The sequence below is a fragment of the Porphyrobacter sp. THAI-01a genome (assembly GCF_056868655.1).
In genome coordinates, this window is sequence record NZ_CP180579.1 from 577,501 (window position 1) to 602,763 (window position 25,263).

Here is a 25,263-nt window from a genome sequence, read left to right on the forward strand (position 1 = left end):
TCAAGGGGCCTTAGCTCAGCTGGGAGAGCGGTTGCTTTGCAAGCATCAGGTCATCGGTTCGATCCCGATAGGCTCCACCAGGCACTTCAAACTTCCGATAGATGAAACGAACCGGATCCTGCTTCGGCAGGTCAGGCGATCGTGCTGATTAGTCAGCGTCGCCGATCTTTGACATTGTGAATGGGTTTTTAAATCGATGCCGTGGCGCATGGATTGTATCGAACAGGCTTCGGCCTGGGCGTTCGATCGTGCATCACAAATCAATCAAATTGATTATCTGGCTGAGATAATTCTCCCACCATCTTCAAGCGTTCTGGCTTTTATGCAGGCCTGACGTTGATGGTGTGGATTCTCAAGCGTGAGGTAAGAGCATTTGGTGGATGCCTTGGCATGTACAGGCGATGAAGGACGTGGCACGCTGCGATAAGCGTCGGGGAGTTGTGAGCAAACTTTGATCCGGCGATTTCCGAATGGGGAAACCCACCTTCACCATTTCTTCCAGTTGGCTTTCGGGCCAGCCGGGCGAGGTGGATAAGGTATCACCGAGCTGAATATATAGGCTTGGTGAAGCGAACCCGGGGAACTGAAACATCTCAGTACCCGGAGGAAAAGACATCAACAGAGATTCCCGTAGTAGTGGCGAGCGAACCGGGACCAGGCCAGTGCCTTCATTTCAACTAGCAGAACACTCTGGAAAGTGTGACCATAGCGGGTGACAGTCCCGTATGCGAAAGTGATGATGAAGGACTAGAGTAGGGCGGGACACGTGAAATCCTGTCTGAACATAGGGGGACCACCCTCTAAGCCTAAATACTCGTACATGACCGATAGCGAACACAGTACCGTGAGGGAAAGGTGAAAAGCACCCCGATTAGGGGAGTGAAACAGTACCTGAAACCGGATGCTTACAAGCAGTTGGAGCTCCATAGGGAGTGACAGCGTACCTCTTGCATAATGGGTCAGTGACTTAATCTAGCATGCGAGCTTAAGCCGTTAGGTGTAGGCGAAGCGAAAGCGAGTCTGAATAGGGCGACTGAGTATGTTGGATTAGACCCGAAACCCGGCGATCTAGGCATGAGCAGATTGAAGGTGCGGTAACACGCACTGGAGGATCGAACCGTTGCATGTTGAAAAATGCTCGGATGACTTGTGTTTAGGGGTGAAAGGCCAATCAAGCCGGGAAATAGCTGGTTCTCCGCGAAATCTATTGAGGTAGAGCGTCAGATGTATGCCGATGGGGGTAGAGCACTGGATGGGCTAGGGCTGCGCGAGCGGTACCAAACCTAACCAAACTCCGAATACCATCGAGTCTTGTCTGGCAGACAGACGGCGGGTGCTAAGGTCCGTCGTCAAAAGGGAAACAGCCCTAACCTACAGCTAAGGTCCCCAAGTCGTATCTAAGTGGGAAAGCATGTGGGAATCCCAAAACAACCAGGAGGTTGGCTTAGAAGCAGCCATCCTTTAAAGAAAGCGTAACAGCTCACTGGTCTAAATAAGGGTTCCTGCGGCGAAGATGTAACGGGGCTAAAGATACGCACCGAAGCTTAGGGTTGCAGTTTACTGCAGCGGTAGCGGAGCGTTCCGTAAGCGAGCGAAGGAGAAGGGTAACCGACTCTGGACGTATCGGAAGTGCGAATGCTGACATGAGTAGCGACAAACAGGGTGAGATACCCTGTCGCCGAAAGACCAAGGGTTCCTACGCAATGCTAATCAGCGTAGGGTGAGCCGGCCCCTAAGACGAGCCCGAAGGGGGTAGTCGATGGGAACCACGTTAATATTCGTGGGCCTGGTGGTGTGTGACGGATCTCGTAAATTGTCCTTCCTTATTGGATTGGTTGGGCAGTGAAGAGGTTCCAGGAAATAGCCCCACCGTATAGACCGTACCCGAAACCGACACAGGTGGTCAGGTAGAGTATACCAAGGCGCTTGAGAGAAGTATCCTGAAGGAACTCGGCAAATTGCCTCCGTACCTTCGGAAGAAGGAGGCCCCATCTATGCGCAAGCACTGGTGGGGGGCACAGGCCAGGGGGTAGCGACTGTTTATCAAAAACACAGGACTCTGCTAAGTCGGCTTCAAGACGACGTATAGGGTCTGACGCCTGCCCGGTGCTGGAAGGTTAAGAGGAGGAGTGCAAGCTCCGAATTGAAGCCCCAGTAAACGGCGGCCGTAACTATAACGGTCCTAAGGTAGCGAAATTCCTTGTCGGGTAAGTTCCGACCTGCACGAATGGCGTAACGACTTCCCCACTGTCTCCAGGATATGCTCAGCGAAATTGAATTCTCCGTGAAGATGCGGAGTACCCGCGGTTAGACGGAAAGACCCCGTGCACCTTTACTGCAGCTTCAGAGTGGCATTAGGAAAGAGTTGTGTAGCATAGGTGGGAGGCTTTGAAGCGACGGCGCCAGCTGTCGTGGAGCCATAGGTGAAATACCACCCTGCTGTTTTCTGATGTCTAACCACGCACCGTTATCCGGTGTTGGGACCCTCTGTGGCGGGTAGTTTGACTGGGGCGGTCGCCTCCTAAAGAGTAACGGAGGCGCGCGATGGTAGGCTCAGGACGGTTGGAAACCGTCTGTTAGAGTGCAATGGCATAAGCCTGCCTGACTGCGAGACTGACGAGTCGAGCAGAGACGAAAGTCGGTCATAGTGATCCGGTGGTCCCTCGTGGAAGGGCCATCGCTCAACGGATAAAAGGTACGCCGGGGATAACAGGCTGATGATTCCCAAGAGCTCATATCGACGGAATCGTTTGGCACCTCGATGTCGGCTCATCACATCCTGGGGCTGGAGCAGGTCCCAAGGGTTTGGCTGTTCGCCAATTAAAGTGGTACGTGAGCTGGGTTCAGAACGTCGCGAGACAGTTTGGTCCCTATCTGCCGTGGGCGTCGATACTTGAAAGGAGTTGCCCCTAGTACGAGAGGACCGGGGTGAACGTGCCTCTGGTGTACCTGTCATCCTGCCAAGGGTGCCGCAGGGTAGCTATGCACGGACGGGATAACCGCTGAAAGCATCTAAGCGGGAAGCCTCCCTTGAGATTAGGTATCTTTGAACCGTGATAGACCATCACGTTGATAGGCCGGGTGTGGAAGTGCAGTAATGTATGGAGCTAACCGGTCCTAATAGTTCATATCGCGCTTGAGAGTCTGCACTATCAACGTCAGCCCTGCCTCGTGCAGAGCGCGTTGGTGGAGAATACTCCAGCCAGATACGCCCTTAACCACTCATACCCATGAGTGTGCATCGATTTGAAACCCGCATCCACTGGTCCCATTGCTTGGTGGCCATAGCGTCTGTGACCCACCCGATCCCATCTCGAACTCGGCCGTGAAACCAGACAGCGCCGATGGTACTAACGCTCAAGCGTTGGAAGAGTAGGTCGCCGCCAGGCATTGCGACCAGTGGGAGCGGGAATAACCCATTCACAAGTCAACAGGGCTGACCCGCAAGGGCGGCCCTTTTGGCGTCTCTGAAGCCTTCCGGCTTCCCAGACGTATCGGTATCGCGGGATGGAGCAGCCCGGTAGCTCGTCAGGCTCATAACCTGAAGGTCGTTGGTTCAAATCCAACTCCCGCAACCACCGTCAAAAACCCACCACAAATCAGCGTCATTCACGCCCGCAGCCTCGCTGCCGGGCGCAATCGGCGTTTGATCGGGCTACAGGAGGACATACGATGACCGATGGATCTGCCACCCCCTTCCTCACCGACCGTTTCGACGACGCGCTCGCCTATGCCAGCCACCTCCACCGCGCGCAGCGGCGTAAGGGGAGCGAGATCCCCTATGTGTCGCACCTCCTCGCGGTCGCCGCGATCGGGCTCGAGAACGGGGCAGACGAGGATCAGGCGATCGCCGCGCTGCTCCATGATGCGGTCGAGGACCAGGGCGGCCTTGCGCAGCTGAAGGCGATCCGCGCCCGGTTCGGCGAAGGCGTGGCGGCGATCGTCGCCGACTGCACCGATGCGCACGAGGAGCCCAAGCCTGAATGGCGCCCGCGCAAGGAGGCCTACATCGCCAGCCTCGCGCACAAGCCGCCGCGCAGCCTCGCGGTGAGCCTTGCCGACAAGACCCACAATGCCTCGGCGATCAACGCCGATCTGCGCGCGGTTGGCGAAGCCGTGTGGAGCCGCTTCACCGGCGGCAGGGAGGGCACGCTGTGGTACTACCGCGCGCTCGCCGAAGCCTTCTTCCGCGCAAATGCGCCCGGCATCGCTGCCGAGCGCTTCGCCCGCGAGGTCGCGGAAATGGAGGAGCTGGCGGCGCGCCCCTGATCAGGCGCGCCTATCCCATCCGCACGGTGCGAAGGAATCCGCGCACCTGTTCGCCGAGGTGGGCCGCCTGGGCCTCGAGCTCGTTGGCGCTCGAGAGCACCTGCGTCGCCGCCGCCCCGGTGGAAAGCGAAAGCTGCCGCACGTCCTCGATATGCGCACTGACCTTCTCGGTGCCGCGCGCGGCGAGGTCGATGCTCTGGGCAAGATCGCGGCCTGCGACCGATTGCTGGTCGACTGCTGTGGCGATCGACACGGCGGTGGCTTCGAGATCCTTCACCTGACCCGCGATCGCCCGCAGCGCCTTGACGCTGGCGCCAGTGGTGGACTGCATCGCGCGGATCTGCTCGGCGACCTTCTCGGTCGCGCGGCTGGTCTGCATCGCGAGTTCCTTGACCTCGCTGGCGACGACCGCGAAGCCGCGCCCGGCCTCGCCGCCGCGGGCGGCTTCGATCGAGGCGTTCAAGGCCAGCAGGTTGGTGCGCTGGGCGATGGTCTGGATCAGTTCGACGATCTGCCCAACCTCGTCGGCCGAGGCGGCCAGCGCCGAGATCGTCTCGTCGGCCTCGCCGGTGGCGACCGTCGCGAGGCGCGCGAGTTCGCTGGAGGAGGCCGCCTGGCGGCTGATCTCGCTGATCGAGAGCGCGAATTCGTCGCTGGCGGCCGCAGCCGCGGTGGCGCCGGCATTGGCCTCTTCCATCGAGGCGGCGACCTCGCCGGTCCGGCGGCTCGCTTCCTCGGCGCTCGTCGCCATGCGGCTCGCGGTGGTGTGGAGCTGGCTCGATGCCGCCGCCACGCCGCTCACCACGTCGCCGACGGTGCGCTCGAACTGGCGTGCGACCTCATCGAGCAGCGCGGCCTTCCTGGCCTCAGCCTCGAGCCGTTCGCGTTCGCGCTCCTGCTGGAGCTGCAATTCCTGTTCGGCGCGCTCGGCCTTTTCGCGGGCGCGGTCTTCCATCCACTTGTTGGCGCGCTTGAACAGGTCGAGCGCGCGGACCATCTGGCCGATCTCGTCCTGGCGGTCGGCACCCTCGATGGTGAAGTGGCGGTCGCCCGAGGCAAGCTGGTTCATGCCGTTGGCGATCTCGACGATCTTGTTCGAGAAATCGCGCGACAGATAGGCGAGGCCCAGCAGCAGCACCGCCGCGCCCACCGCCGCAAGCGCGGCGAGGATGAGGATCATGTTGAAGAAGTAGCCGATGCCGCGCGCTTCCTGCTTTTCGCCCGCTTCGGCGAGATCGGAGGCGAGCCGGGCGGTGGCGGCCATCACGGCGGTGCCTTGCCCGGCGACATCGCTCGCCGCCGCATTCGCATCCCCGCCGCCGCGCACGCCCTCGGCGGCGCGGTCGAAGGTGGTCTCGAACCGGGCGAGTTCCGCGCGCACGGCGTCGACGCCCGGGGCGAGCTGCGGGGCTTCCTTGGCGATACTCGCCTCGAGCGTGGTGAGCTGGGTCAGCAGCGCGGTTTCGCTGGCGCGCTGGGCCTCGCGCTGGGCGGTGCTGCGGTCGTAGACGACACGCACGGTGTGGTGGCGCAGCTCGCTTGCGGCCATCTGCAGCTGGCCGGCCGCGACCAGCGTTTCCTGCATGCGGGCCGAATCGTTGTAGCGGTCCCACAGGTGGGTGAGGCCGAGCCCCAGCACCAGGGTCATGAGCACGCCGACCCCGAGGAAAGTTCCGAACACGGTGTTGATCTTGCCGGCGAGCGAGAGGTTGCGGAACCAGGTGAGGCGTTCGAGCAGGGTGGTGCGCGGGGCCGCCTGCGGCATTTCCGCACCGGCGTCTGCATCCTCCAGCGCGAAGTCGCTCCTGAGGTCGCGCACGAAGTCGGGAACGGCCTGTTCCTCGCGGCGCTCCTGCAAGCTCATCATGTTCATTTTCCGCAATCCCCCGAAGGCTTGTTTCAAGCAATTGTGAAGGAAAATCCTTTCCAAAAGCTTGAGTTGCCCCAGATTGAGCGGGTCAGCCGGTGCGCACCCGCGCGAGGAAATCCTGCACCTGCGTGCGCAGGGTGGCGGCCTGGGTTTCGAGGCTGGTCGCGCTCGCAAGCACCTGCGAAGCGGCCGATCCGGTCGACAGCGAAAGCGCGCGCACGGTGTCGACATGGCCGGCGACCTTTTCGGTCCCGCGCGCGGCAAGATCGATGCTGCGGGCCAGATCGTGCCCGGCGACCGATTGCTGGTCGACCGCGCTGGCGATCGAGACGGCGGTGGTCTCGAGTTGTTCGATCTGGCTGGCTATGGCCCGCAGGGCGCTGACGCTGGCGCCGGTGGTCGATTGCATCGCGCGGATCTGTTCGGCCACCTGCTCGGTCGCGCGGCTGGTCTGGTTGGCGAGTTCCTTGACCTCGCTCGCCACCACCGCGAAGCCGCGCCCGGCCTCGCCCCCGCGGGCCGCCTCGATCGAGGCGTTCAGGGCGAGCAGGTTGGTGCGCTGGGCGATGGTCTGGATCAGCTCGACGATCTGGCCGACCTCCTGCGCGGAGTGGGACAGGGCGCCGATCGTGCTGTCGGCCTGCCGCGCCGAGAGGCTGGCCTCGCGCGCCAGCGCGGCGGAGGAGGCGGCCTGGCGGCTGATCTCGCCGATCGACATGGCGAACTCGTCGCTCGCCGCGGCGGCCGCGGTGGCCCCGAGATTGGCTTCCTGCATCGCCGCCGCCGCCTCGCCGGTGCGCTGGCTCGCGTCCTCGGCGGTGGTCGCCATCAGGCTGGCGGTCGATTGCAGCTGGCTGGAGGCGGCGACCACCCCGGTGACGACTTCGCCCACGGTGCGCTCGAACTGGTCGGCGATGGCGTGGATCGCGCGGTCGCGTTCCAGCCGCGCTTCCTCGCGCTGCACCTGCAGGCGGGCCTGTTCGTCAAGCTCGGCCCGGGCGCGTTCGGCGCGTTCGCGGCTCAGCTTCTCGAGCCTGAGGCCGGCGCGGTGGAACACCTCGGTCGCCCGCGCCATCTCGCCGATCTCGTCGCGGCGGTCCTTGCCGCTGATCGCGACATCGCGCGTGCCGGCGGCGATGGCGGTCATCTGGCGCGCCATCGCGCCTAGGGTCGCGCCCACGGTGCGGTTGAAATAGCGCTGCGCGAACAGCGTGATGAGCGTCAGGATCGTCGCCAGCGCGATCCACATCACCAGCAGGCGCGAGATCAGCGATGCGCCGTCGTCGGCCATCCGGTCGGCTTCCTGTCCGAGTGCCGTGGTCATGGCCCCGGCCGCCTCGAGCACGGCGCTGCCGGTGGCCTCGATCTCGGAGGCCTGGCGCCGGCGGCGGCTGTCGTCGGCGGTGTCCGGGTCGTAGGCGGCGACCTGGCGGGCGAGATCGTCGATCCCGTCGCGGATCACCGAAAGGCGGTCCTGCGCGGCGATCCCGGTGGCGCCGGTGCGGTCGGCAAGGGCGGCCGCGCTCGCAGCGGCACGGTCGAGCGCCTCGCGGGCGGCGCGGGCGCTCGCGGCGTCGCCGTCGGCGACCAGCATCTCGGCATGGCGCTGGCCTTTGCCCAGCTGCACCAGCAGGCGTTCGGCCGTGAGCGCGGCATTGTGGGTGGTGCGGATGCGCTCGGCGCGCTGGCCGAGCTCGACATAGCCCGCCACCACGAACAGCCCCGCGAGCAGCGCGAAGGCGAGGTTGCAGCTGAAGAACAGCGTGATCTTGCCGCCGACCGACAGCCCGTCGAACCAGCGGCGCGCGCGGGCCAGAGGCGTCGTCGGCGCGGGCGCCGCGCTGCCGGCGGTTTCGGCCTCGCAATCGATGGCGATGTCCTGAAGCGCGCTCATGCCGCCCGGTCGTCCTTGTTCTGCGGCCCTGCGACCTGGGCGTCGTTGCGGTTCTGCTCGGCGATCAGCCGGTCGATCTCCTCGGCCGGCAGCGCGCGGTAATAGAGCCAGCCCTGGATCTGGTCGCACCCGGCAAGGCGCACCAGTTCGGCCTGTTCCTCGGTCTCGACCCCTTCCGCGGTCACGCCCATGTCGAGCGCGCGGGCGAGCGCGATCGAGGAAAGCATCATCGCCCGGCTGCCGTCATCGACACCGGCGAGCTCGACCAGGCTGCGGTCGAGCTTCAGTTTCTCGAAGCGGAAGCGCCGCAGGAAGCCGATCGAGGCATAGCCGGTGCCGAAATCGTCCAATGCGATGCGCACCCCGAAGCTGCGGATCACGTCGAGCGTGCGTTCGGCCACCACGGGATCGAGCACGAGGCAGGTCTCGGTCACCTCCAGTTCGAGCCGGTGCGGCGGGAAGCCGGTCTCCTCCAGCACCTCGCCGAGCTTGATCGGGAATTCGGCATTGCGCAGCTGCGCGGCGGAGATGTTGACCGACAGGGTGATGTCGCCCCACCGCAGCGCGTCGCACACCGCCTGGCGCAGCACCCACACCCCGAGCGGGTTGATGAGGCCCGAATCCTCGGCCACGGGGATGAAGATGTTCGGCCCGAGCGGATCGCGACCGGTGCGGTCCCAGCGCAGCAGCGCCTCGACCGCGACAATACGCTTGGTCTCGGCGCTGACGAGCGGCTGGTAGGCGAGGTGGAACTCGCCCGCGGTGATCCCGGTGCGGATTTCGTCCTCGATCTCGCGCACGCGTTCGCGGCGGCGGTCGAAGCTTTCGTTGAACCATGTGCAGCGCATCTTGCCGCCGCGCTTGGACATGTCCATCGCGACGTCCGCCCGGCGCAGCATCTCGGAGGAGGGCACGCGCAGGTCGGCGGTCGAGCGGGTGAGGCCGATGCTCGCCCCCACCGCGATGTGGCGATGGCCGAGCGTGATCGGCGTGCCGAGCCGTTCCAGCAGCGCGCGGCAGATCCCCTCGAGAATGGTGCCCGCGACCTTGCCGCTCATCACCGCCGCGAACTCGTCGCCGCCGAGCCGGTAGCAGCGCGCCTCGGTGCCGCACACCTCTCGCAGGAGATCGGCGCAGCGTTCGATCAGCTGGTCGCCGACGGCATGGCCGTAATGGTCGTTGACCTGCTTGAAGCTGTCGAGATCGATCATCGCCAGCGCCACTTCCTCGTCCCCGCGGGAGAAGTGCTGGATGTCCTCGTGCAGCACGTGGCGGTTGGGCAGGCGGGTGAGCGGATCGCCGTGGGCGCGTTCCTCCAGCCCGCGGATCGTTGCGATGCCGCTGCGGCCGAGAAAGAACAGGGTGGCGGCGTAGACGAGGATCGCCGAGATCAGCAGCGCACCCTGCGATCCCACCGACCAGCTGTCCGACAGGCCCACCGCCAGCGCGAGGCAGCCGGTCATCACGCTCGCCACCGCGATCGGGATGACCACCAGTCCGACCGAGGTCAGGTGCAGGGGTTGCTTCGCCGTGAACACAGAGCAGGTTTCCCGTTGCGGCGCCCGCATTCTCGCGCCTTTGCCTGATCGTCCTAAAGAGAAGCGGCTAAGGAAGGGTAAAGCATTCCGCCGGAAAGCGTCGCGCGGCGGCGGAAATCAGGCGATTTTCTGGAGTGCGGCGGCGGCGGGCGTGGTGACCGGCTCGAAAAAGCTCGCCCGGCGCGAGGCGGGGACGAAGCGTTCGGTCTGGCCGACCACGGTCTCGCCCGCGCCGAGCATCAGGAAACCGTCGGGCATGACCGCGCCCGCGAGCCTCGCGAAGGCCTCGCTGCGGGTCGGGCGATCGAAATAGAGCAACACGTTGCGGCACAGCACGAGATCGAAGGGGATGCGCCCCGGGTGGTGGGGGGCAAGCAGATTGGCCTGCGCGAAGCGGACCATGCGCCGCACCTCGTCGCGCACCTGCCAGCCGCGCGGGGTTTCCTCGAAGTGGCGCAGCATCTGTGTCACGCCGAGCCCGCGCTGCACCTCGAACTGGCTGTAGACCCCGCTGCGCGCCGCGGCGATCGCGCGGTGCGAGACATCGGTGCCGAGGATGTCGATCGTCCAGCCCTGCCAGCGTTCGGCCTGTTCGGCAAAGAGCATGGCGAGCGAATAGACCTCCTGCCCGGTCGAGCAGCCCGCCGACCAGATCGACAGGCGGCGCGCGCCCTGGCGGCGTTTGGCGAGCTCGGGCAGGATTTCGCCCGGCAGCTGGTCGAAGGTCGGCTTGTCGCGGAAGAAATAGGTCTCGTTGTTGAGCAGCGCCTCGACCACCTCCTGCGCGAGGTCGGTGCCCTCGGGACCGGCGGGCGGGGCGGCAAGCAGGCACACGAGCTGGTCGACATTGGAAATGCCGTGGGCGCGGAAGATCCCCGCGAGCGCCGAGTTGACGCGCCAGCGGCGGCTTTCGGTCAGGTGCTGACCGGTGCGCGCTTCGAGCAGGTCGGCGATGATCTGGTGGGAGGCTTCGCTCGCTTCCATCGGGTCGCGCCGCCTTACCGCAGGGCCGCAGGGGCGGGGGCGGGGGCGGTGGCGGGGGTGAAGGCCTGCGCCATCACCGCATCGCCGAGCCGGTCGGGCGGGCCGATCAGGCTGGCGAGCCCCGCGCGCGCGACCGCGCCGGGCATCCCCCACACCGCGCTGGTATCGGCGTCCTGCGCGTAGATCATGCCGCCCGCATCGACCAGCGCCTGTGCGCCGAGCACCCCGTCGCGGCCCATGCCCGACAGGATGACGCCCACGGCGCGGCCCTCGCAGGCCGCACCGAGGCTCTCCAGCATCGGATCGACCGACGGCACGCAGCCGCTCGCCGCCGGTTCGGTGCTGATGCGGGTGACAAGGCCCGATCCCGCCGCGGGGCCCTTGCGGCGCACCACGATATGGCCGTGTCCGGGCGCGATCACGATGCGGCCCGGGGTGAGCGCGAGACCGTCGGTGGCGATGTCGGCCGGACGCCCGCAGGCCGCCTCGATCTGGCGGGCGAAGACCGGCATGAAGCTCGCCGGCAGGTGCTGGGTGATCAGCAGCGGCAGATCGAAATCCGCACCCAGTTGGCGCAGCATCAGGCCCAGCGCGTGGATCCCCCCGGTCGAGGCGCCGATCGCGATCGCCTCGGGCCGCCAGGTGCGGCGGGCGAAGCCGGGGCGCGCGAAGCTCGGTGTTGCGGCGCGCGCCGGGACGGTCTCGGCCTCGGCGGCGCCTTCCATGGTGCGCGATCCCAGCGCGCGGATCTTGCCGAGCAGGGCCGCGCGGTAATCCTCGGTGAAGCCGCCCGGACGCGGCTTCAGCAGCGTGTCGGCGGCGCCCATCTGGAGCGCCGCGAGCGTGTGCTCGGCCCCGTCCATCGTCAGCGACGAGACGACCAGCACCTGCGGGCCGCCGGGCGTCGCGAGGATCGCGGGCAGGGCATCGAGCCCGCCGATCCCCGGCATCTCGAGATCGAGCAGCACCACGTCGGCGGGCGTCTCGGAGAGCTGGGCGATGGCCCGTTCGGCGCTCGATGCGGTGCCGACGATCACCAATGCGGGATCGCTTTCGACCATGCGCTTGAAGATCGTGCGCACGGTCAGCGAATCATCGACGATCATCACCCGGATCGCAGCGGCCGATCCGGCATGGGCGAAGGGGCGCCCGGCGCTATCGACGCGGGGGCTGCGCGGCAGGGAGGCGGGGCGGTTCACGCAAACCCGACAAGCTGCAACTTGATCTGCAGCGTCTCGTGATCGAAGGGCTTCATCACATATTCGTCCGCCCCGGCCTGGATCGCCTGGCGGATATGCGCGACATCGTTCTCGGTGGTGCAGAACACGACCTTGGGCTTGTCGCCGCCCGGGCGCTGGCGCAGGTGGACGAGGAATTCGATTCCCGTCATCACCGGCATGTTCCAGTCGAGCAGCACCACGTCGGGCATCGCCGCATCGCAGGCATCGAGCGCGAGCTTGCCGTTCTCGGCCTCCTCCACGGCAAAGCCGAGCGTTTCGAGGATGTGCCGCGAAACCTTCCGGATGACCCGGGAATCATCGACGATGAGGCAAGTTTTCATGGGGCTGTCCTGCGATTGGTGCCGCAAGATTAGGGGCCATTTGGTAAGGATTGGATTAAGCCGCGCTCTCGATTTCGTGCCTTGCGGTCTCGGGCCCGGCGAGCAGCGCGGGAAGATCGACGAGCAGCGCGGGCCCGGCCATGGTCTCGATCATGCCGGTGGCGATGCGCGACCATTCGGGGCCGAATCCGCCCGGGACCTGCCCGGCCTCGCCTGCGGCGGTGGTGATGTCCTCGATCCCGTCGACCAGCAGGGCGTAGGAGTGGCCCCCGTCGGCGACGACGATGGCGCGGTGGTCGGTCGGCCAGTCGCCCGCACCCGCCACGCCGATCGCGCGGCGGCAGTCGATCACGGTCAGCGCCTGGCTGCGCAGCGCGGTGATCCCGGCGATCCACACCGGCGCGCGCGGGATCGGGGTGACGGCGGACACCTCGATCACCGATTTCACGTCGAGCGCCGAGAGCGCGCAGCGGCGTCCGGCGATGCAGGCGATGACGAGCAGGTCTCCGGTCATGCGGCTTCTCCGGTGGCCGGGCGCGCGGCGGCGGCGGCGAGGGCGGCGAGCAGGGCTTCGCGGTCGTAGCGGTAGATCGTCGCCGCGCCGGCGGGCGCATCGGGCTGGTCGCGCAGGCGGATGACGCGGGCGGGCAGGGTCCGGCCCAGCGCCTCGGCGACCTCGTAGACGTCCTCGAAGACGATCCCCACCGCGGCAGCACCGGCGTCCTCGGCGGCGACGATGTCATAGCCCGCGGCGGTCACCAGCGGGGCGAGGATGGTGCGCGCCCATTCGCCCTCGGGCAGGACGCAGGCCGGGCGCACGGCGGCGACCGGCGGCTCGCCGTACCGGGCGAACAGGGCGTGGGCGTCGATCAGGGTGACGGGCGTGCCGCCGATCAGGGTCATGGCCTCGATCATCGGGTCCTCGGGCACCGGGGTAAGCGCCTCGGTCAGTTCCACCGCATCCTCAACCTCGCGCACCGCATGGAGCAGTTCGCAGGCCCCGTCGGACAGGCGCAGCAGGCGCACGCGCGGCTGGGCGAGGGGTTCGTCGGGAAGGCCGATCAGCGGCAGGATCATCCCGTCGATCACCACCCGCGCCCGGGCGGCGGAGCGGTCGATGGCACTCGCCGGGGCGGTCTCGATGCGCTGCACCAGTTCGAGCCGCACCGCCGAACGGCGTCCGGCGAAATCGGTGAACAGCATCGCGCGGCTGTGCGTCTCGGCCCCGGCGGCGGCATCGCCGTCGTGAAGGTCGAGCACGCGGGTGCGGGTGTCGGAGACGAGGTGATGCTGCGCGGCGATGTTGGCGACGTCGAGCAGCAGCACCGGCGTGCCGTCGTCGAGCAGGGTCGATCCGGCATAGAGCCCGGAGCGCATCACCGCAGGCGCGAGGGGCTTGACCACCAGATCGCCGTGATTGTGGATGCCCTCGACCGCCAGCGCAAAGAGATCGCCGCTGGCGAGGCGCAGCATCACGAGGGTCGGGTCCTTCGCCGCGACCTCGCAGGCCGGCAGGCCCAGCACTTCGCCCAGCATCAGGCAGGGCACGCGGTTGCCGCGGAAGGTGACGAGCGCGGTCTCGCCCATGCGGGTGAAATCGAGCACCTTCGAGGAGGCCTGGACGATCTCCTCGACATAGGACTGCGGGATCGCGAAACGCTGCCCGCCCGCCTCGACCGTGAGCCCGGCGATTATGCTGAGGGTGAGCGGGATCTGGAGCGTGAAGGTGGTGCCCTGCCCGGGAGCGGAGGCGACCTTGATGCTGCCCCCGACCTTCTCGAGGTTCTGGCGCACCACGTCGAGCCCGACCCCCCGACCCGAGACGTTGCTGACGGTCTCGGCGGTCGAGAAGCCGGGTTCGAAGATCAGGTTCAGGATCTTGTCGCGCGGCATGGCGGCGCGCTCGGCGGCGGTGAGGAGGCCCGTGGCGGTCGCCTTGGCCGCGATGCGTTCCTCGTCCAGCCCGCGCCCGTCGTCGGCGATAACGATGGAGATGGTGTTGCCCGATTGCCGCGCGGCGATGGCGAGCAGCCCGATCTCGCGCTTGCCCCCGGCGAGGCGGGCGGACGGCGCCTCGATGCCGTGGTCGATCGCGTTGCGGATGATGTGGGTGAGCGGATCGCGGATGGTCTCGATCATCTCGCGGTCGAGTTCCACGTCCCCGCCGTCGAGATCGACCATCACCTGCTTGCCGAGTTCGGCGGAAAGGTCGCGCACGAGGCGGGGGAGGGCGGAGAACAGGGTCTCGATCCGCTGCATCCGCATCCGCGTGATCGCGTCGCGCACGTCGGAGAGGATGGTGGTGAGGCGCTCGAACGGCCCGTCGATGGTCGGCTGGGTGCCGGCCTGCCGCAGCCGGTGGGCGAGATCGTTGCGGGCCAGCACCATGTCGGAAACGCCGCTCATCACCCGGTCGAGCAGTTCGACCGGCAGGCGGATGGTGCGCTGGGCAGCGGCGGTGTCGCTGCGGCGGGCGGGGCCGGCCTGCTCCTCGCCGGAGGCCAGCAGGCTCGCGGCGGGTGCGTGCAGGGCGGGGCCGGAGTCCGCGTCGGCGCCCTCCGGTCCTCCGGTTTCGCAGGTGTCGGGGGACGCATCGAGGCCCGCGATCAGGGCCTCGTCACCGCCTTCGGGAAAGGTCTCGCCCGCCTCGATGGCGTCGATCATCTGCACGATCCGATCGATGATCGCGAGCACGGCGGACACGAGCGCACGGTCCGGCTCGCGGCGCCCGGCGCGGCAATCGGCGAGCGCATCCTCGGCGGCATGGCTGAGTCCGGCAAGGCGCGGGAAATCGAAGAAGCCGCAATTGCCCTTGACCGTGTGGACGAAGCGGAAGATCGCGTCGAGGCGCGCGCGATCGCTCGGATCGGCCTCCCAGGCGACGAGTTCGCCGCTGGAGGCTTCCAACATTTCGCGGGTCTCGGCGATGAAATCCGCCAGCAGATCGTCCATGCGTGAAGGCGCCCTCTTGTCGCGTCTGCGAGGGCTATGCGGCAGGGTTGGTTAACAATGGCCTAGCGCGCGGGCGACCAGGCGGGATCCTGTCGCAGGAAGATGTGGCGCACCAGCAGGATTGCCGAAACCCCGCCGAACAGGTTGGCGGCGAGTTCGGCGGTGAAGATCGCCGCCGAGCCCATCCCGGGCTGGAGCATCAGCGCCACCGGCAGCATCACCAGGAACACCCGTGCGACCGACTGGACGAGGGCGAACGCCGCCTTGTCGACCGCGTTCATGATCCCGTTGCCGACGATCAGCAGCCCGAACCCCGCGTAGCCCCAGGCGGCGATCTTGAGGTAGAGATCGAACTCGGCGACCACGGCGGGATCATCGGTGAAGACCCGTGCGAGGCTCGCCCCTGCCGCCATCATCAGGATGGCGACCAGCAGCCCCCACACGACGCAGAAGCCCGCCGCGTAGAGCGTCGCCTCGCGCGCCCGGTCGAAGCGGCGCGCACCCCAGTTCTGCCCCACGATCGCCCCGATCGCGCCCGACAGGCCGAGCAGCGGGACGATGACGAAGCTCTGCAAGCGTCCCGCCGCGCCAAACCCCGCGACCGCCGCCTCGCCTTCAAGCGCGACCAGCGCGGTCAGGACCGAGAGGCCGAGCGGGTTGATCGCATTGGAGAAGGAGGCCGGCAGGCCGACGCGGATGATGGCGCGGGCCTGCTCGGCAAGGTCGCAGTCGCGCAGCAGCGCGAGATTGAGCGGCAGCGGCGTGCCGCGCAGGAGCCACATGGCCGCACAGACGCCCACCCCCCAGCCGATCACCGTGGCATAGGCCGAGCCGGCGATGCCGAAGCCCGGAAAGCCGAAGGCGCCGGTGATCAGGATCGGGTTGAGCACCCAGTTGGCCGCGGCATAGGTGATGCTGACGGTGCTGGTGCGCTTCGCCTCGCCCTGCCCGCGCAGAACGCCGTTGAAGCCCATGATCGCAAGGCTGAGCGGAAAGCCCATGGCATAGGGCGTCATGTAGGCGCGGATCAGCGGCATGAGGTGTGCGGGCGCGTTCATCGCCGAGAAGATCGGGTCGATCAGCAGCCACAGCGCAAGGCCCATCACCAGCCCGCAGGCGAGCGCGAAGACGATCCCGAAATTGGCGCGCCTGGCGGCCCGGTCCATGTCCCCTTCGCCCAGCGCCCGCGCGACCACCGAATTGATCCCCACCATCACCCCGACCCCGAGCGAGGTGCTGGCGACGGCGACGGGGAAGATGAAGCTGATCGCCGCCAGCGGCGCGCTGCCGAGCTGGCCGATGAAATAGGCATCGACGATCCCGATCGACATGATCGCCGCCACCCCGATCACCGCGGGCAGGGTCTGGCTGACGAGGTGTCCGGGGATCGAGCCGCTGACGAGACGGGCCGTGGAGGAAGGGGGGGAGGCGGACATTCGCGCAAAGGCGTAGCGGGCTGTCCCGCGCCTTGCAAAGCATTCCCTGCCCGTGCGATAGCGGGCTCAAGGACAGACGGAGAGGACACGCACCATGGCGACCCAGCTCAAACCCACCATCGAATGCAGCCCCGAGGAATGGCAGGCGCGGCTGGATCTGGCAGCCTGCTATCGCATCTTCGACCATCTCGGCTGGTCGGAATCGATCTACAACCACATCTCGCTGAAGGTGCCGGGGGAGAAGGACACCTTCCTCATCAACCCCTTCGGGCTGCTCTATTCCGAGGTGACCGCGTCGAACCTCGTCAAGATCGATGTCGAGGGCAATAACGTCGGCGGTTCGCCCTACATGGTGAACAAGGCCGGCTTCACCCAGCACGCCTATTTCCACAAGCATCTGGGCGGTCGCGCCGACGCGATCTGCCATGTCCACACCACCGCAACGATGGCGGTGTGCAGCCACAAGGACGGGCTGCTGCCTACCAATTTCTACGCCTGCAATTTCCAGGGCCAGATCGGCTATCACGACTTCGAGGGCGTCACCGTCCGCCCCGAGGAAGGCGAGAGGCTGGTGCAGAATCTCGGCAACCACACGATCCTGATGCTGCGCAACCACGGTCCCGTCGTCATGGACCGCACGATCCAGGGCATGTTCGTCAAGATGTGGGCGCTGCAGCGCGCCTGCGAGATCCAGGTGGCGACGCTGTCGATGGGCAACCCCAACCTCGTGCCCCAGGCGGTGGTCGACGTTCACCAGCGCGACCTTTCCGTGATGAGCGGGCAGGGCGGCGCGGGGCTGTTCGACTTCGAGGCGTGGAAGCGCAAGATCGACCGGATCGACGACAGCTGGCGCCAGTAGGCGCCCTCGGGAACCCGCCATGTCGCGCATGACCGTCAACGAGCGGCCGGTCGAGTTCGACCTCGATCCGCGCATGCCGCTGCTCTACGCCCTGCGCGAGGCGATGAACCTCACCGGCACCAAGGCCTGCGGGGGCGGGGCGGAATGCTCGGGCGCGTGCATGGTGCTGGTCGACGGCGTGGCGCTCCGGTCCTGCGCGATCACGCTGGCGGAGGCGGAAGGGCGTCTGATCACGACCATCGAGGGGATGTCGCGCGATCGTTCGCATCCCGTGCAGCAGGCGTTGGTGGCGCAAGGGGCGATCCAGTGCGGCTATTGCACCCCCGGGATCGTCATGTCCGCCGCCGCGCTGCTCCAGCGCAACCCGGCGCCGACCCGCGAGGATATCGCTGCGGCGATCCCGAATATCTGCCGCTGCGGGGTCTATCCGCGGCTGGTCAAGGCGGTCGAGCAGGCCGGGCGCGTGGCCCAGCGGCAGGAGCGCATCAGCGCCGCCCCCGCGCCGGGCATCACTCCCGAGGACGCCGCCAAGGCGGTGCCGGCCCTGCGCGTGGCAGAGCCGGAGTAGTCTGTTCGGGCCACCTTCGGCGGCACGGGTGGTCTGAACTCAATAACGCAGCGTCAGGCCGACCTGGATGGTGAAGGGCTGCCCCGGCAGGATGCCGCGCGCGCGGTCGGTCACGTAAAGCCGGTCGAAGAGGTTGCGGGCGGTGGTGAACACCTCCCACTTGCCGCCCGGCGGGCCGTATGACGCGGCGAGGTTCACCTGCGTCCAGCCCTCGATCAGCCCGCGCTGGCCATCGGGGGTGACGGGGATGAGGTTCACGTCGTCGGCGAAGATCGAGGACTGGCTGACGACCTCGACCTGCCCGGTGAAGCCCTTGTGCTCGACCCCGAGCGCGCCCGAGACCAGCCATTCGGGCGAATAGGGCAAGCGGTTGCCCTCGACATTTCGGGCTACCCCGCAGGGCACCGCGCCGGCGCCGGTTGCCACCGGTGTGCCGGTGGTCGCCCCGTCGAAGCAGGGGGCGGTGGCGATGCGGGTGCTGTTGTATTCGGCATCCGCGACCCAGGTCAGCGCGAGGCGCGCGAAGACGTCGGTATCGCCCCCGGTCCAGCCCGCCGCGCGCGAGGAGGCGTTGAGCGCGAATTCCGCGCCGCGGTGCAGCGTTTCGCCTGCCGAGGTCAGCGTCGCGCCGACCCCACCGGCGACCGACTGGGCGACGATCTGGTTCTGGAAATCCATGACGAAGGCGGTGGCATCGAAGCCGATGCCCGGCACGATGTCGCCGCGCAGCCCGATCTCGTAGTTCCAGCTCAGTTCGGCATCGAGATCGACCGAGCCCCCGGCCGCAGTGATGATGTCCTCCACCCGCGGCGGGGCGAAGCCACGGTGCACGCCGCCGTAGAGCGTGAGGCTGCCCCCGATCGCCCAGGTCGCTCCGATGCCGGGGAGCACCTTGTCGAGGCTGCTGGTGCCGCTGGTGGCGGCGGTCACCGCACCCGAGGGGCGGCCGCCGACGAGGACGTCGACGGGCAGGTTGCGGCGCTCGAAATCGATGAACTCGGCGCGCACGCCGGGGGTGAGCGCGAAGGCGCCGAATTCGAGGCGCGACTGGATGAAGGCCGCAAAGGCGGTCGCATCGCGCTCGTTGTTCTCGCGCACGCCCGCGTTCACGCCCGTGCCGGGGCGGCGCGCGGTCGGGGTGTCGCCGTTCCACTGGCGGCGGCGCTGGCGTTCCTCGTGATAGCGCACACCGATCTCGGTCTCGCCGCCGAAGCCGAACAGCGCGTGATCGATCGCGAGGCGGGATTCGATCCCGTAGGTGTCGTAATCGCGCAGGCGCCCCTCGTTGCCGCAGGTGGTCAGGAGATTGGCCATGCCGCCGCAGGCCGGATCGCTCGAATCGTTGGGCCGCTGGCCCGAATTCGAGGACTGCCGCCACCAGTCGCGGGTGAAGTAGTGGTAATAGGCCGAGGTGCGCAGGGTCAGATCGTCGGACAGGTTCCAGCGGTGGGCGATGGTGGCGTTCAGGCGCTCGGTCTGGAAGTCGTCATTGACGAAGGGATTGCCGCGCGGGTCGGCGGCGAATTCGTCGCGGCGCAGGCCCGAATAGCCGACCCGGCTGTCCTCGCGGAAGCGCGAGAGCTTGACGGTGAGGCCGTGGTCGGGGCCGAATTCCCACCCCGCCTTCACGAAGATGTCGGTGAATCGCAGCGCCTGGTTGTCGCGGAAGCCGTCGGTCTGGTTGTGGTTGACATGGACCAGCACCCCGCCGCCGGCGAGCCTGCCGCCGACCATGCCGTCGAGCATCAGCATGTCGCGGTTGCCGGCCGCGACGGTGCCGTTGGCGATGAATTCGTCGGGCACTTCGGGAGTGATGTAGTTGACCACGCCGCCGATGGTCTGCGGGCCGAAGCGGATCTGACCGGCGCCCTTCAGCACCTCGAGCCGGGTGAAGCGCTGGATCGGCGGGTGGTAGTAGCTGGCGTTGTCTCCATAGGGGGCATAGCCGAGCGGGATCCCGTCCTCGAGCAGCAGCACCTTGGTCGAGCGCACCGGGTTCAATCCGCGGATGCCGATATTGGGGCGCATCCCCGCGCCTTCCTCCTCGCGCACGAACACGCCCGGAACGAGGCGCAGGGCATCGTTGACGTTGAGCGGGCGGGTGCGTTCGAGGTCGGTCTCGGTGACGACGGCGGAGGAGCCGGGGATGGTGTCGGCGTCTTCCATGCTGCCGACGACGATGATCTCGGTCGCGGGCTGTGCGGCGGTGGTGGTGATCGCTCCGCTGCTGCTGCCCTGCTGCAAGTCGCCGTTCTCTGCGAAAGCGGGGAAGGCGATGCTGGCGCAGCCCGCCAGAAGGGCGGTGCGGGCAATGGGGAGAATCATGGGTTGAAGGCCTCTCGGTGTGTCTTGCGGACGTCAGCTATTGAAAACCATTCGCATCTGCAAGCGCTGTGAGAGCTTGAAATTGATAATCATCAATCTGTGGCAATCCCGCCACGAGGATTCTATCGACGGGACAGGATAAGGGAGTATCGAATGAAGGCGACGATCTGGCACAACCCGGCCTGCGGCACCTCGCGCAAGACACTGGCGATCCTCGAGAGCCTCAGCCGTGTCGAGGTGACCGTGGTCGAATACCTCAAGACCCCGCCGAGCGCCGAGAAGCTCGCCCAGCTCTACCGTGATGCCGGGATCACCCCGCAGGCAGGCCTGCGCCTGCGCGGCACCGATGCGGCCGAGCGCGGCCTTCCCGATGCCGACGACGCCACGGTGCTTGCGGCGATGGTGGCCGATCCGATCCTGATCGAGCGCCCGCTGGTGGAAACGGACAAGGGCGTTCGCCTGTGCCGACCGCAGGACGTGGTGCTGGAAATTCTCTGACTTCCGTTCGGGTCGAGCGCAGTCGAGACACCAGCGCACAGGCCTCTCGACTTCACTCGAGGCGAACGGAAAAGGGCTAGCTCCGCTCCTTCGTCAGATCCCGGTCGGCCTGCAACTTGAACCACCCGTGCACCAGCACGGTCAGGCACAGTGCCACGATCAGGCCGAAGCCCAGCCAGTCGGAATGGCCGTAGAGCCACACGCCGAGCGCGGGCGCGTAGATGTAGCTTGCCCCTGCCAGCGACGCGACGATCCCCGATGCCTGCCCCTGCTCGGCGCGGGTGACGGCGAGCGAGGTGCCCGCCGTCGTGCCGGGACGGAACAGGCCGAAGCCGAGCGAGGCAATGGCATAGCCCAGCGCGATGAGGTGCAGGTCGCCCGCCACCGCCAGCAGCACCGTGCCGAATGCCGCCGCCGCAATGCCCCACAGCGTCGCCGCGCGCGGGCCGAGGTCGAAGCGCGGGATCAGGCCCCACTGCGCGAGCAGGGTGGCGATCGCGCCGCTCATGAGCACGAGGCCCACCGGCCCCGCACCCTCGGCGGGCGTGTCGCGCAGGCCCAGCCGGTCGAGCACGAGGAAGCCCGCGATCCCGAGCACCATCGCCTGCGCATGGCCCCCGATCAGCCCGGCAAAGACCCAGGGCCGCAGGCGCGGATCGCGCCAGGTCAGGCGTGGGGGCTCGCCCGTCTCGTCCGCGTCCGGTGTGTCGCCGGGATCGACCGGCGCGCCCGAGCCGCTCGAGGAATAGGCGACCGCGGCGCCGCGCGCGGCATATTGCGGCTCGTCGTCGGGCAGGCGCCAGCGCAGCAGCACCAGGGCGACCACCCCGATGGCCGCAAAGCACAGGAACGGGCCGGTCAGGCCGATGCCGAGGAAGGGCAGCACCATCAGCGGTGCCAGCGCGGGGCCGATCACCGTGCCCAGCCCGAAGCTCGAGGCGATCAGCGAGAGCGCCTGCGTGCGTTCCGCCCGGGGCGTGCGCGAGGCGACATAGGCCTGCACCGCCGGCGGCGCGGCGCTGCCGAAGCCGCCGTAGAGGCTGCGCGCGGCGGCGAAGGCGACGAGGGTCCACACCGCCGACATCCAGCCCGCCAGCCCCGCCCACAGCGCCGCGCCGCACAGCACGAAGCTGGTAATGAAGCCCGCCAGCCCCAGCGCCATCATCGCCTTTCGCCCGCGCTTGTCCGAACGCCGCGCCCAGAACGGCGCGCACACCACCCACAAAAGCGCCGACCACGAATAGGCGAGGCTGATCCACACGTCCTCGACCGCCAGCGCCGTGCCGATCGAGGGCATCACCGATTGCATCGCCGTGTTGCCCGCCGCGGTGACCAGCATCACCATGAACAGCAGCGCCATGCGCGCCGGCGGAATCGCGCCGGTCTTGCGGGCCGCGCCGGAGGGCGGGGCCTCGCGGGTCAGGTCGGGATCGGTCTCGGCCATCGCGGCAGGGGTGCCCTTACTCGAAGAGGTCCGGTTCCTCGTCCGGGATGACCTGCGAAAGCTGGCGATGGAGCGCCGCGGTGAGCGCATAGGAGATGGTGTAGAACACCGTCAGCAGCAGCGCAAAGAAAGCGGTGTTGCCGATCAGCGCGACCCTTTCGCCGAGCGCCGAGAAGACGAGGCCCACCACCAGCAGCAGGATCAGCGCGATCACCGTCCCCAGCAGCACCAGCGAGACGAAGAACAGGAACAGGCGGAAGGAATTGCCCTTGGTGAGCTGCCACGATTCGCGCATCGCGGTCACCGGATTGCGCCTGCCGCCGATCACGATCACCGCGCTTACCAGCGCGAACTTGACCGACAGATAGAGCGTCACCGGCAGGACGATCAGGCTCGCCGCCGCTTCGGCCATTTCGGGCAGCAGGCTGGCGAGGAAGGAGGGGAGCTGGGTGAGGAGGCCGACCAGCAGCTGCCCGCCCAGCACCGGCAGGACCAGCCGCGGCACCGCGCCCAACGCCTCGCGCACCGTCGGGCGGGCCGGGTCGCCCAGCAGGGCGAGGATCGCGATCCCGCCGCACAATTGCCCTATCAGCGCCAGCAGCAGCGCCCACCAGTTCGTGAGAATGAATGCGTTGATCTGCGCCGCGACGCGCTCGGGATCGGGCTCGCTCCCGCCGGCGCCGAAATCCATGCCGCTGGTCAGCAGGACGTAGATCACCACGAACAGCGGCAGGAACAGGAAGATCCCCGCCAGCACGCTCACCAGATCGCGATTGGCGCCGATCATCCCGGTCGCCTGTGTCCAGGCCTTGCCCATGTCGAGCTTGCGGTGTGCCATCTGGTGCCCTTTTCGATCCCGTCGACCGGAGAGGAAGGCGCGGGGTCTCGCGCAATCGCCTCTTGATCTCGCCGCTCAATGCCCCCACCGGTGCGCCATGGCAAGCACTGCTCCGGCCCGCGAGGCCGCATTCCCGATCGAATGGGTGCGCGAGAGCGCGCCGGTGCCCTATGCCCGGGCGCTGGAGGCCATGGAGGCGAGGAACGCCGCCGTCCACGAAGGGCGCGCGGGCGAGCTCGTCTGGCTGCTCGAGCATCCGCCCGTCTACACCGCCGGGACCAGCGCAGACCCGGCCGAACTGGTTGATCCGCGCTTCGAGGTGGTCGAGGCCGGGCGCGGCGGGCGCTACACCTATCACGGCCCCGGCCAGCGGGTCGGCTATCTGGTGCTCGATCTGGCAAAGCGCGGGAAGGACGTCCGCTGCTTCGTCCACGCGATCGAGGGCTGGGTGATCGCCACGCTCGCGCGGTTCGGGGTCGAAAGCTGGCGCGCCGAGGGCCGCGTCGGCATCTGGACCCGCGACATCGACGGGAGCGAGGCCAAGATCGGCGCGATCGGCGTGCGGGTGCGGCGCTGGGTGACGATGCACGGCTTTTCGGTCAACCTCGACCCCGACCTTGCGCATTTCGGCGGGATCGTGCCCTGCGGCATCGCCGAATACGGCGTCACCAGCCTCGCGCGGCTGGGATTGCAGGTCTCGGCCGAGGAGTGGGACGCCGCATTGGTGGCGACCAGCGACGATTTCCTTGACGCACTCGATGCGGCCGCGAAGAGGGCATGCCGATGAAACGCACCGCTCTTGCCGGACTTGCGCTGCTTCTCGCGGCCTGCGGTGATCAGACCTCCGCCCCTGCCGAGCAGGGGGGCGCGGCCTCGGGCGAAGTGCTGCCCGGATCGGTCAGCGACGCGATGATCCCGCTCGAACAGCTCGACTCGCAAGCCCCGCTCGCGCCGCGCCAGGCGGTGCCGGTCGGCAGCATCGACGCCGAACAGCCCGAGGTCACGCCCGCTCCGGGGATCGAGGGCGGGCCGGAAAGCGAAGGGGCCGGAGCAGCCCCTGCCGCCCCGGCCTCCCAATCTTTCGAATAGACCGCGCCGCTTACTCGGCCGCCTGGGCCTGTTCTTCCTCGAGGGTCGGGTAGTCGGTGTAGCCCTGCGGGATCGGGAAGTACCAGCTCTTGGGCACGTCCTTGTTGGGGTTCCAGTGGGCGCCCACGGCGATGCGCTTCTCGAGATCGGGGTTGGAGATATAGGGCCGCCCGAAGCTCACCGCGTCGCACCTGCCGCTGGTCACATCGGCTTCGGCTGCTTCCGCGGTGTAGTCCGAATTGAGGATCAGCTTGCCGGTGTAGATCTGGCGGATCAGCGGGCTCTGCTTGGGCACGTCGGTCTGGCCGAAGGTGCCTTCCGGCCCGGGCTCGCGCAGTTCCACGAAGGCGAGGCCGAGTTCCTCGCAGACCTTCGCCGCCGCGCCGAAGGTCGCGGGCGGATTGCTGTCATCGGTCCCCTGCGAATCCCCGTTGGGCGACAGGCGGATGCCGACACGGTCGGCGCCCCACACGTCGATGATCGCCTCCAGCACCTCCCGCATGAAGCGTGTGCGGTTTTCCGGCGAGCCGCCGTAGGCGTCGGTGCGCAGGTTGGTCTTGTCGCGCAGGAACTGGTCGACGAGATAGCCATTCGCGCCGTGGAGCTGCACCCCGTCAAAGCCCGCCTTCTTCGCGTTCTCGGCGGCGCGGCGGTAATCGCCGACGGTGCGCTTGATGTCCTCCAGCGTCATTTCGCGCGCCTGCGCATAGGGCTGCTTGCCGGTCGGCGTGTGCGCCTCGCCCGGCGCGGTGGTCGCCGAAGCGGAGAAGGGCGGCTCCCCGCCGAGGAAATAGGGGTGGACGATGCGCCCCATGTGCCACAGCTGCATGACGATGAGGCCGCCTTCCTCGTGCACCGCCTTGGTGGTCGCCTTCCACGCCTCGGTCTGCTCGTCCGACCAGATGCCCGGCGCGCTCGGCCAGCCGAGGCCCTCGGTGCTGATCCCGGTCGCTTCGGTCAGGATCATCCCCGCGCCCGCGCGCTGGCGGTAATAGGTCGCCATCAGCTCGTTGGGCACGAACATCGGCTCGGCCGCGCGGCCACGGGTGAGCGGGGCCATGTGGATGCGGTTCTTGGCGTGGAGCGCGCCCATCTGGAGCGGCTGGAACAGGGCGTCATGCATATGTGGGAAACCTCC

The 25,263-nt window shown here is 67.4% G+C and carries 19 protein-coding genes, 2 tRNA genes and 2 rRNA genes; 10 read left to right on the plus strand and 13 right to left on the minus strand.

The window, feature by feature from the left end; all coding sequences use genetic code 11:
• The first annotated feature begins 4 nt into the window (after positions 1–4).
• The 5 genes from ACMX37_RS02850 to ACMX37_RS02870 all read left to right on the plus strand — a co-directional run bounded on the left by ACMX37_RS02850 (position 5) and on the right by ACMX37_RS02870 (position 4,269).
• A tRNA-Ala gene (locus tag ACMX37_RS02850) sits at positions 5–80 on the plus strand.
• Positions 81–353: 273 nt separating this feature from the next.
• Positions 354–3,141, plus strand: a 23S ribosomal RNA gene (locus tag ACMX37_RS02855).
• Positions 3,142–3,274: 133 nt separating this feature from the next.
• Positions 3,275–3,389, plus strand: a 5S ribosomal RNA gene (gene rrf / locus ACMX37_RS02860).
• Between the two features lie 112 nt (positions 3,390–3,501).
• A tRNA-Met gene (locus ACMX37_RS02865) sits at positions 3,502–3,578 on the plus strand.
• A gap of 94 nt (positions 3,579–3,672) precedes the next feature.
• On the plus strand, positions 3,673–4,269 hold the full coding sequence (locus ACMX37_RS02870; protein ID WP_483147450.1) for an HD domain-containing protein: 597 nt from the start codon (positions 3,673–3,675) through the stop codon (positions 4,267–4,269).
• A gap of 10 nt (positions 4,270–4,279) precedes the next feature.
• On the opposite strand, the gene ACMX37_RS02875 is transcribed toward ACMX37_RS02870, so the two are convergent.
• The 9 genes from ACMX37_RS02875 to ACMX37_RS02915 all read right to left on the minus strand — a co-directional run bounded on the left by ACMX37_RS02875 (position 4,280) and on the right by ACMX37_RS02915 (position 16,504).
• Entirely contained in the window at positions 4,280–6,136 is a 1,857-nt protein-coding gene (locus ACMX37_RS02875; protein WP_483147451.1) for a methyl-accepting chemotaxis protein, read from the minus strand.
• Positions 6,137–6,227: 91 nt separating this feature from the next.
• A complete protein-coding gene (locus ACMX37_RS02880; RefSeq protein WP_483147452.1) occupies positions 6,228–8,033 on the minus strand; it encodes a methyl-accepting chemotaxis protein in 1,806 nt (601 codons plus the stop codon).
• Positions 8,030–9,571, minus strand: coding sequence for a putative bifunctional diguanylate cyclase/phosphodiesterase (locus ACMX37_RS02885; protein WP_483147453.1), 1,542 nt, complete (start codon positions 9,569–9,571; stop codon positions 8,030–8,032). Before ACMX37_RS02885 ends, ACMX37_RS02880 begins: the two co-directional genes overlap by 4 nt.
• 117 nt (positions 9,572–9,688) lie before the next feature.
• On the minus strand, positions 9,689–10,555 hold the full coding sequence (locus tag ACMX37_RS02890) for a CheR family methyltransferase (RefSeq protein ID WP_483147454.1): 867 nt from the start codon (positions 10,553–10,555) through the stop codon (positions 9,689–9,691).
• 14 nt (positions 10,556–10,569) lie between these two features.
• Positions 10,570–11,754, minus strand: coding sequence for a chemotaxis-specific protein-glutamate methyltransferase CheB (gene cheB / locus ACMX37_RS02895; RefSeq protein ID WP_483147455.1), 1,185 nt, complete (start codon positions 11,752–11,754; stop codon positions 10,570–10,572).
• Positions 11,751–12,116, minus strand: a complete 366-nt coding sequence (locus tag ACMX37_RS02900; protein ID WP_088915227.1) for a response regulator — start codon at positions 12,114–12,116, stop codon at positions 11,751–11,753. Before ACMX37_RS02900 ends, cheB begins: the two co-directional genes overlap by 4 nt.
• Positions 12,117–12,171: 55 nt before the next feature.
• On the minus strand, positions 12,172–12,630 hold the full coding sequence (locus tag ACMX37_RS02905) for a chemotaxis protein CheW (protein ID WP_088915226.1): 459 nt from the start codon (positions 12,628–12,630) through the stop codon (positions 12,172–12,174).
• The gene (locus tag ACMX37_RS02910; protein ID WP_483147456.1) at positions 12,627–15,068 is read right to left on the minus strand and encodes a chemotaxis protein CheA; all 2,442 of its coding nucleotides are present in this window, start codon (positions 15,066–15,068) and stop codon (positions 12,627–12,629) included. The genes ACMX37_RS02905 and ACMX37_RS02910 overlap by 4 nt, the downstream gene beginning before the upstream one ends.
• A gap of 62 nt (positions 15,069–15,130) precedes the next feature.
• On the minus strand, positions 15,131–16,504 hold the full coding sequence (locus ACMX37_RS02915) for an MATE family efflux transporter (RefSeq protein ID WP_483147457.1): 1,374 nt from the start codon (positions 16,502–16,504) through the stop codon (positions 15,131–15,133).
• A 94-nt stretch (positions 16,505–16,598) separates the two neighbouring features.
• Here ACMX37_RS02915 and ACMX37_RS02920 point away from each other — a divergent pair, with 94 nt between their 5' ends.
• Together ACMX37_RS02920 and ACMX37_RS02925 are read left to right on the plus strand one after the other, a co-directional pair.
• Positions 16,599–17,363 carry a class II aldolase/adducin family protein gene (locus tag ACMX37_RS02920; RefSeq protein ID WP_088915223.1) on the plus strand — a complete coding sequence of 255 codons (765 nt, stop codon included), beginning with the start codon at positions 16,599–16,601 and terminating at the stop codon, positions 17,361–17,363.
• Positions 17,364–17,382: 19 nt separating this feature from the next.
• Complete coding sequence (locus ACMX37_RS02925; protein ID WP_483147458.1) at positions 17,383–17,931, plus strand: (2Fe-2S)-binding protein; 549 nt, start codon at positions 17,383–17,385, stop codon at positions 17,929–17,931.
• A gap of 39 nt (positions 17,932–17,970) precedes the next feature.
• On the opposite strand, the gene ACMX37_RS02930 is transcribed toward ACMX37_RS02925, so the two are convergent.
• Positions 17,971–20,256: a TonB-dependent receptor family protein gene (locus ACMX37_RS02930; RefSeq protein ID WP_483147459.1), complete on the minus strand. Its 2,286-nt coding sequence runs from the start codon at positions 20,254–20,256 to the stop codon at positions 17,971–17,973.
• 153 nt (positions 20,257–20,409) lie between these two features.
• Between ACMX37_RS02930 and ACMX37_RS02935 the strand changes: the two genes are divergently transcribed.
• Positions 20,410–20,754, plus strand: coding sequence for an arsenate reductase family protein (locus tag ACMX37_RS02935; protein ID WP_483147460.1), 345 nt, complete (start codon positions 20,410–20,412; stop codon positions 20,752–20,754).
• A 76-nt stretch (positions 20,755–20,830) separates the two neighbouring features.
• On the opposite strand, the gene ACMX37_RS02940 is transcribed toward ACMX37_RS02935, so the two are convergent.
• Positions 20,831–22,198 (minus strand): MFS transporter, encoded by a 1,368-nt coding sequence (locus ACMX37_RS02940; protein WP_483147461.1) that lies wholly within the window; start codon positions 22,196–22,198, stop codon positions 20,831–20,833.
• A 16-nt stretch (positions 22,199–22,214) separates the two neighbouring features.
• Positions 22,215–23,036 (minus strand): glycerophosphoryl diester phosphodiesterase membrane domain-containing protein, encoded by an 822-nt coding sequence (locus ACMX37_RS02945; protein ID WP_483147462.1) that lies wholly within the window; start codon positions 23,034–23,036, stop codon positions 22,215–22,217.
• A gap of 97 nt (positions 23,037–23,133) precedes the next feature.
• Between ACMX37_RS02945 and lipB the strand changes: the two genes are divergently transcribed.
• The gene (lipB, locus tag ACMX37_RS02950; protein WP_483147463.1) at positions 23,134–23,823 is read left to right on the plus strand and encodes a lipoyl(octanoyl) transferase LipB; all 690 of its coding nucleotides are present in this window, start codon (positions 23,134–23,136) and stop codon (positions 23,821–23,823) included.
• The gene (locus ACMX37_RS02955; RefSeq protein WP_483147464.1) at positions 23,820–24,125 is read left to right on the plus strand and encodes a hypothetical protein; all 306 of its coding nucleotides are present in this window, start codon (positions 23,820–23,822) and stop codon (positions 24,123–24,125) included. The genes lipB and ACMX37_RS02955 overlap by 4 nt, the downstream gene beginning before the upstream one ends.
• A gap of 10 nt (positions 24,126–24,135) precedes the next feature.
• Here the strand turns inward: ACMX37_RS02955 and ACMX37_RS02960 are convergent, their stop codons facing one another.
• A complete protein-coding gene (locus tag ACMX37_RS02960) occupies positions 24,136–25,248 on the minus strand; it encodes an alkene reductase (protein ID WP_483147465.1) in 1,113 nt (370 codons plus the stop codon).
• Between the last annotated feature and the right edge of the window lie 15 nt (positions 25,249–25,263).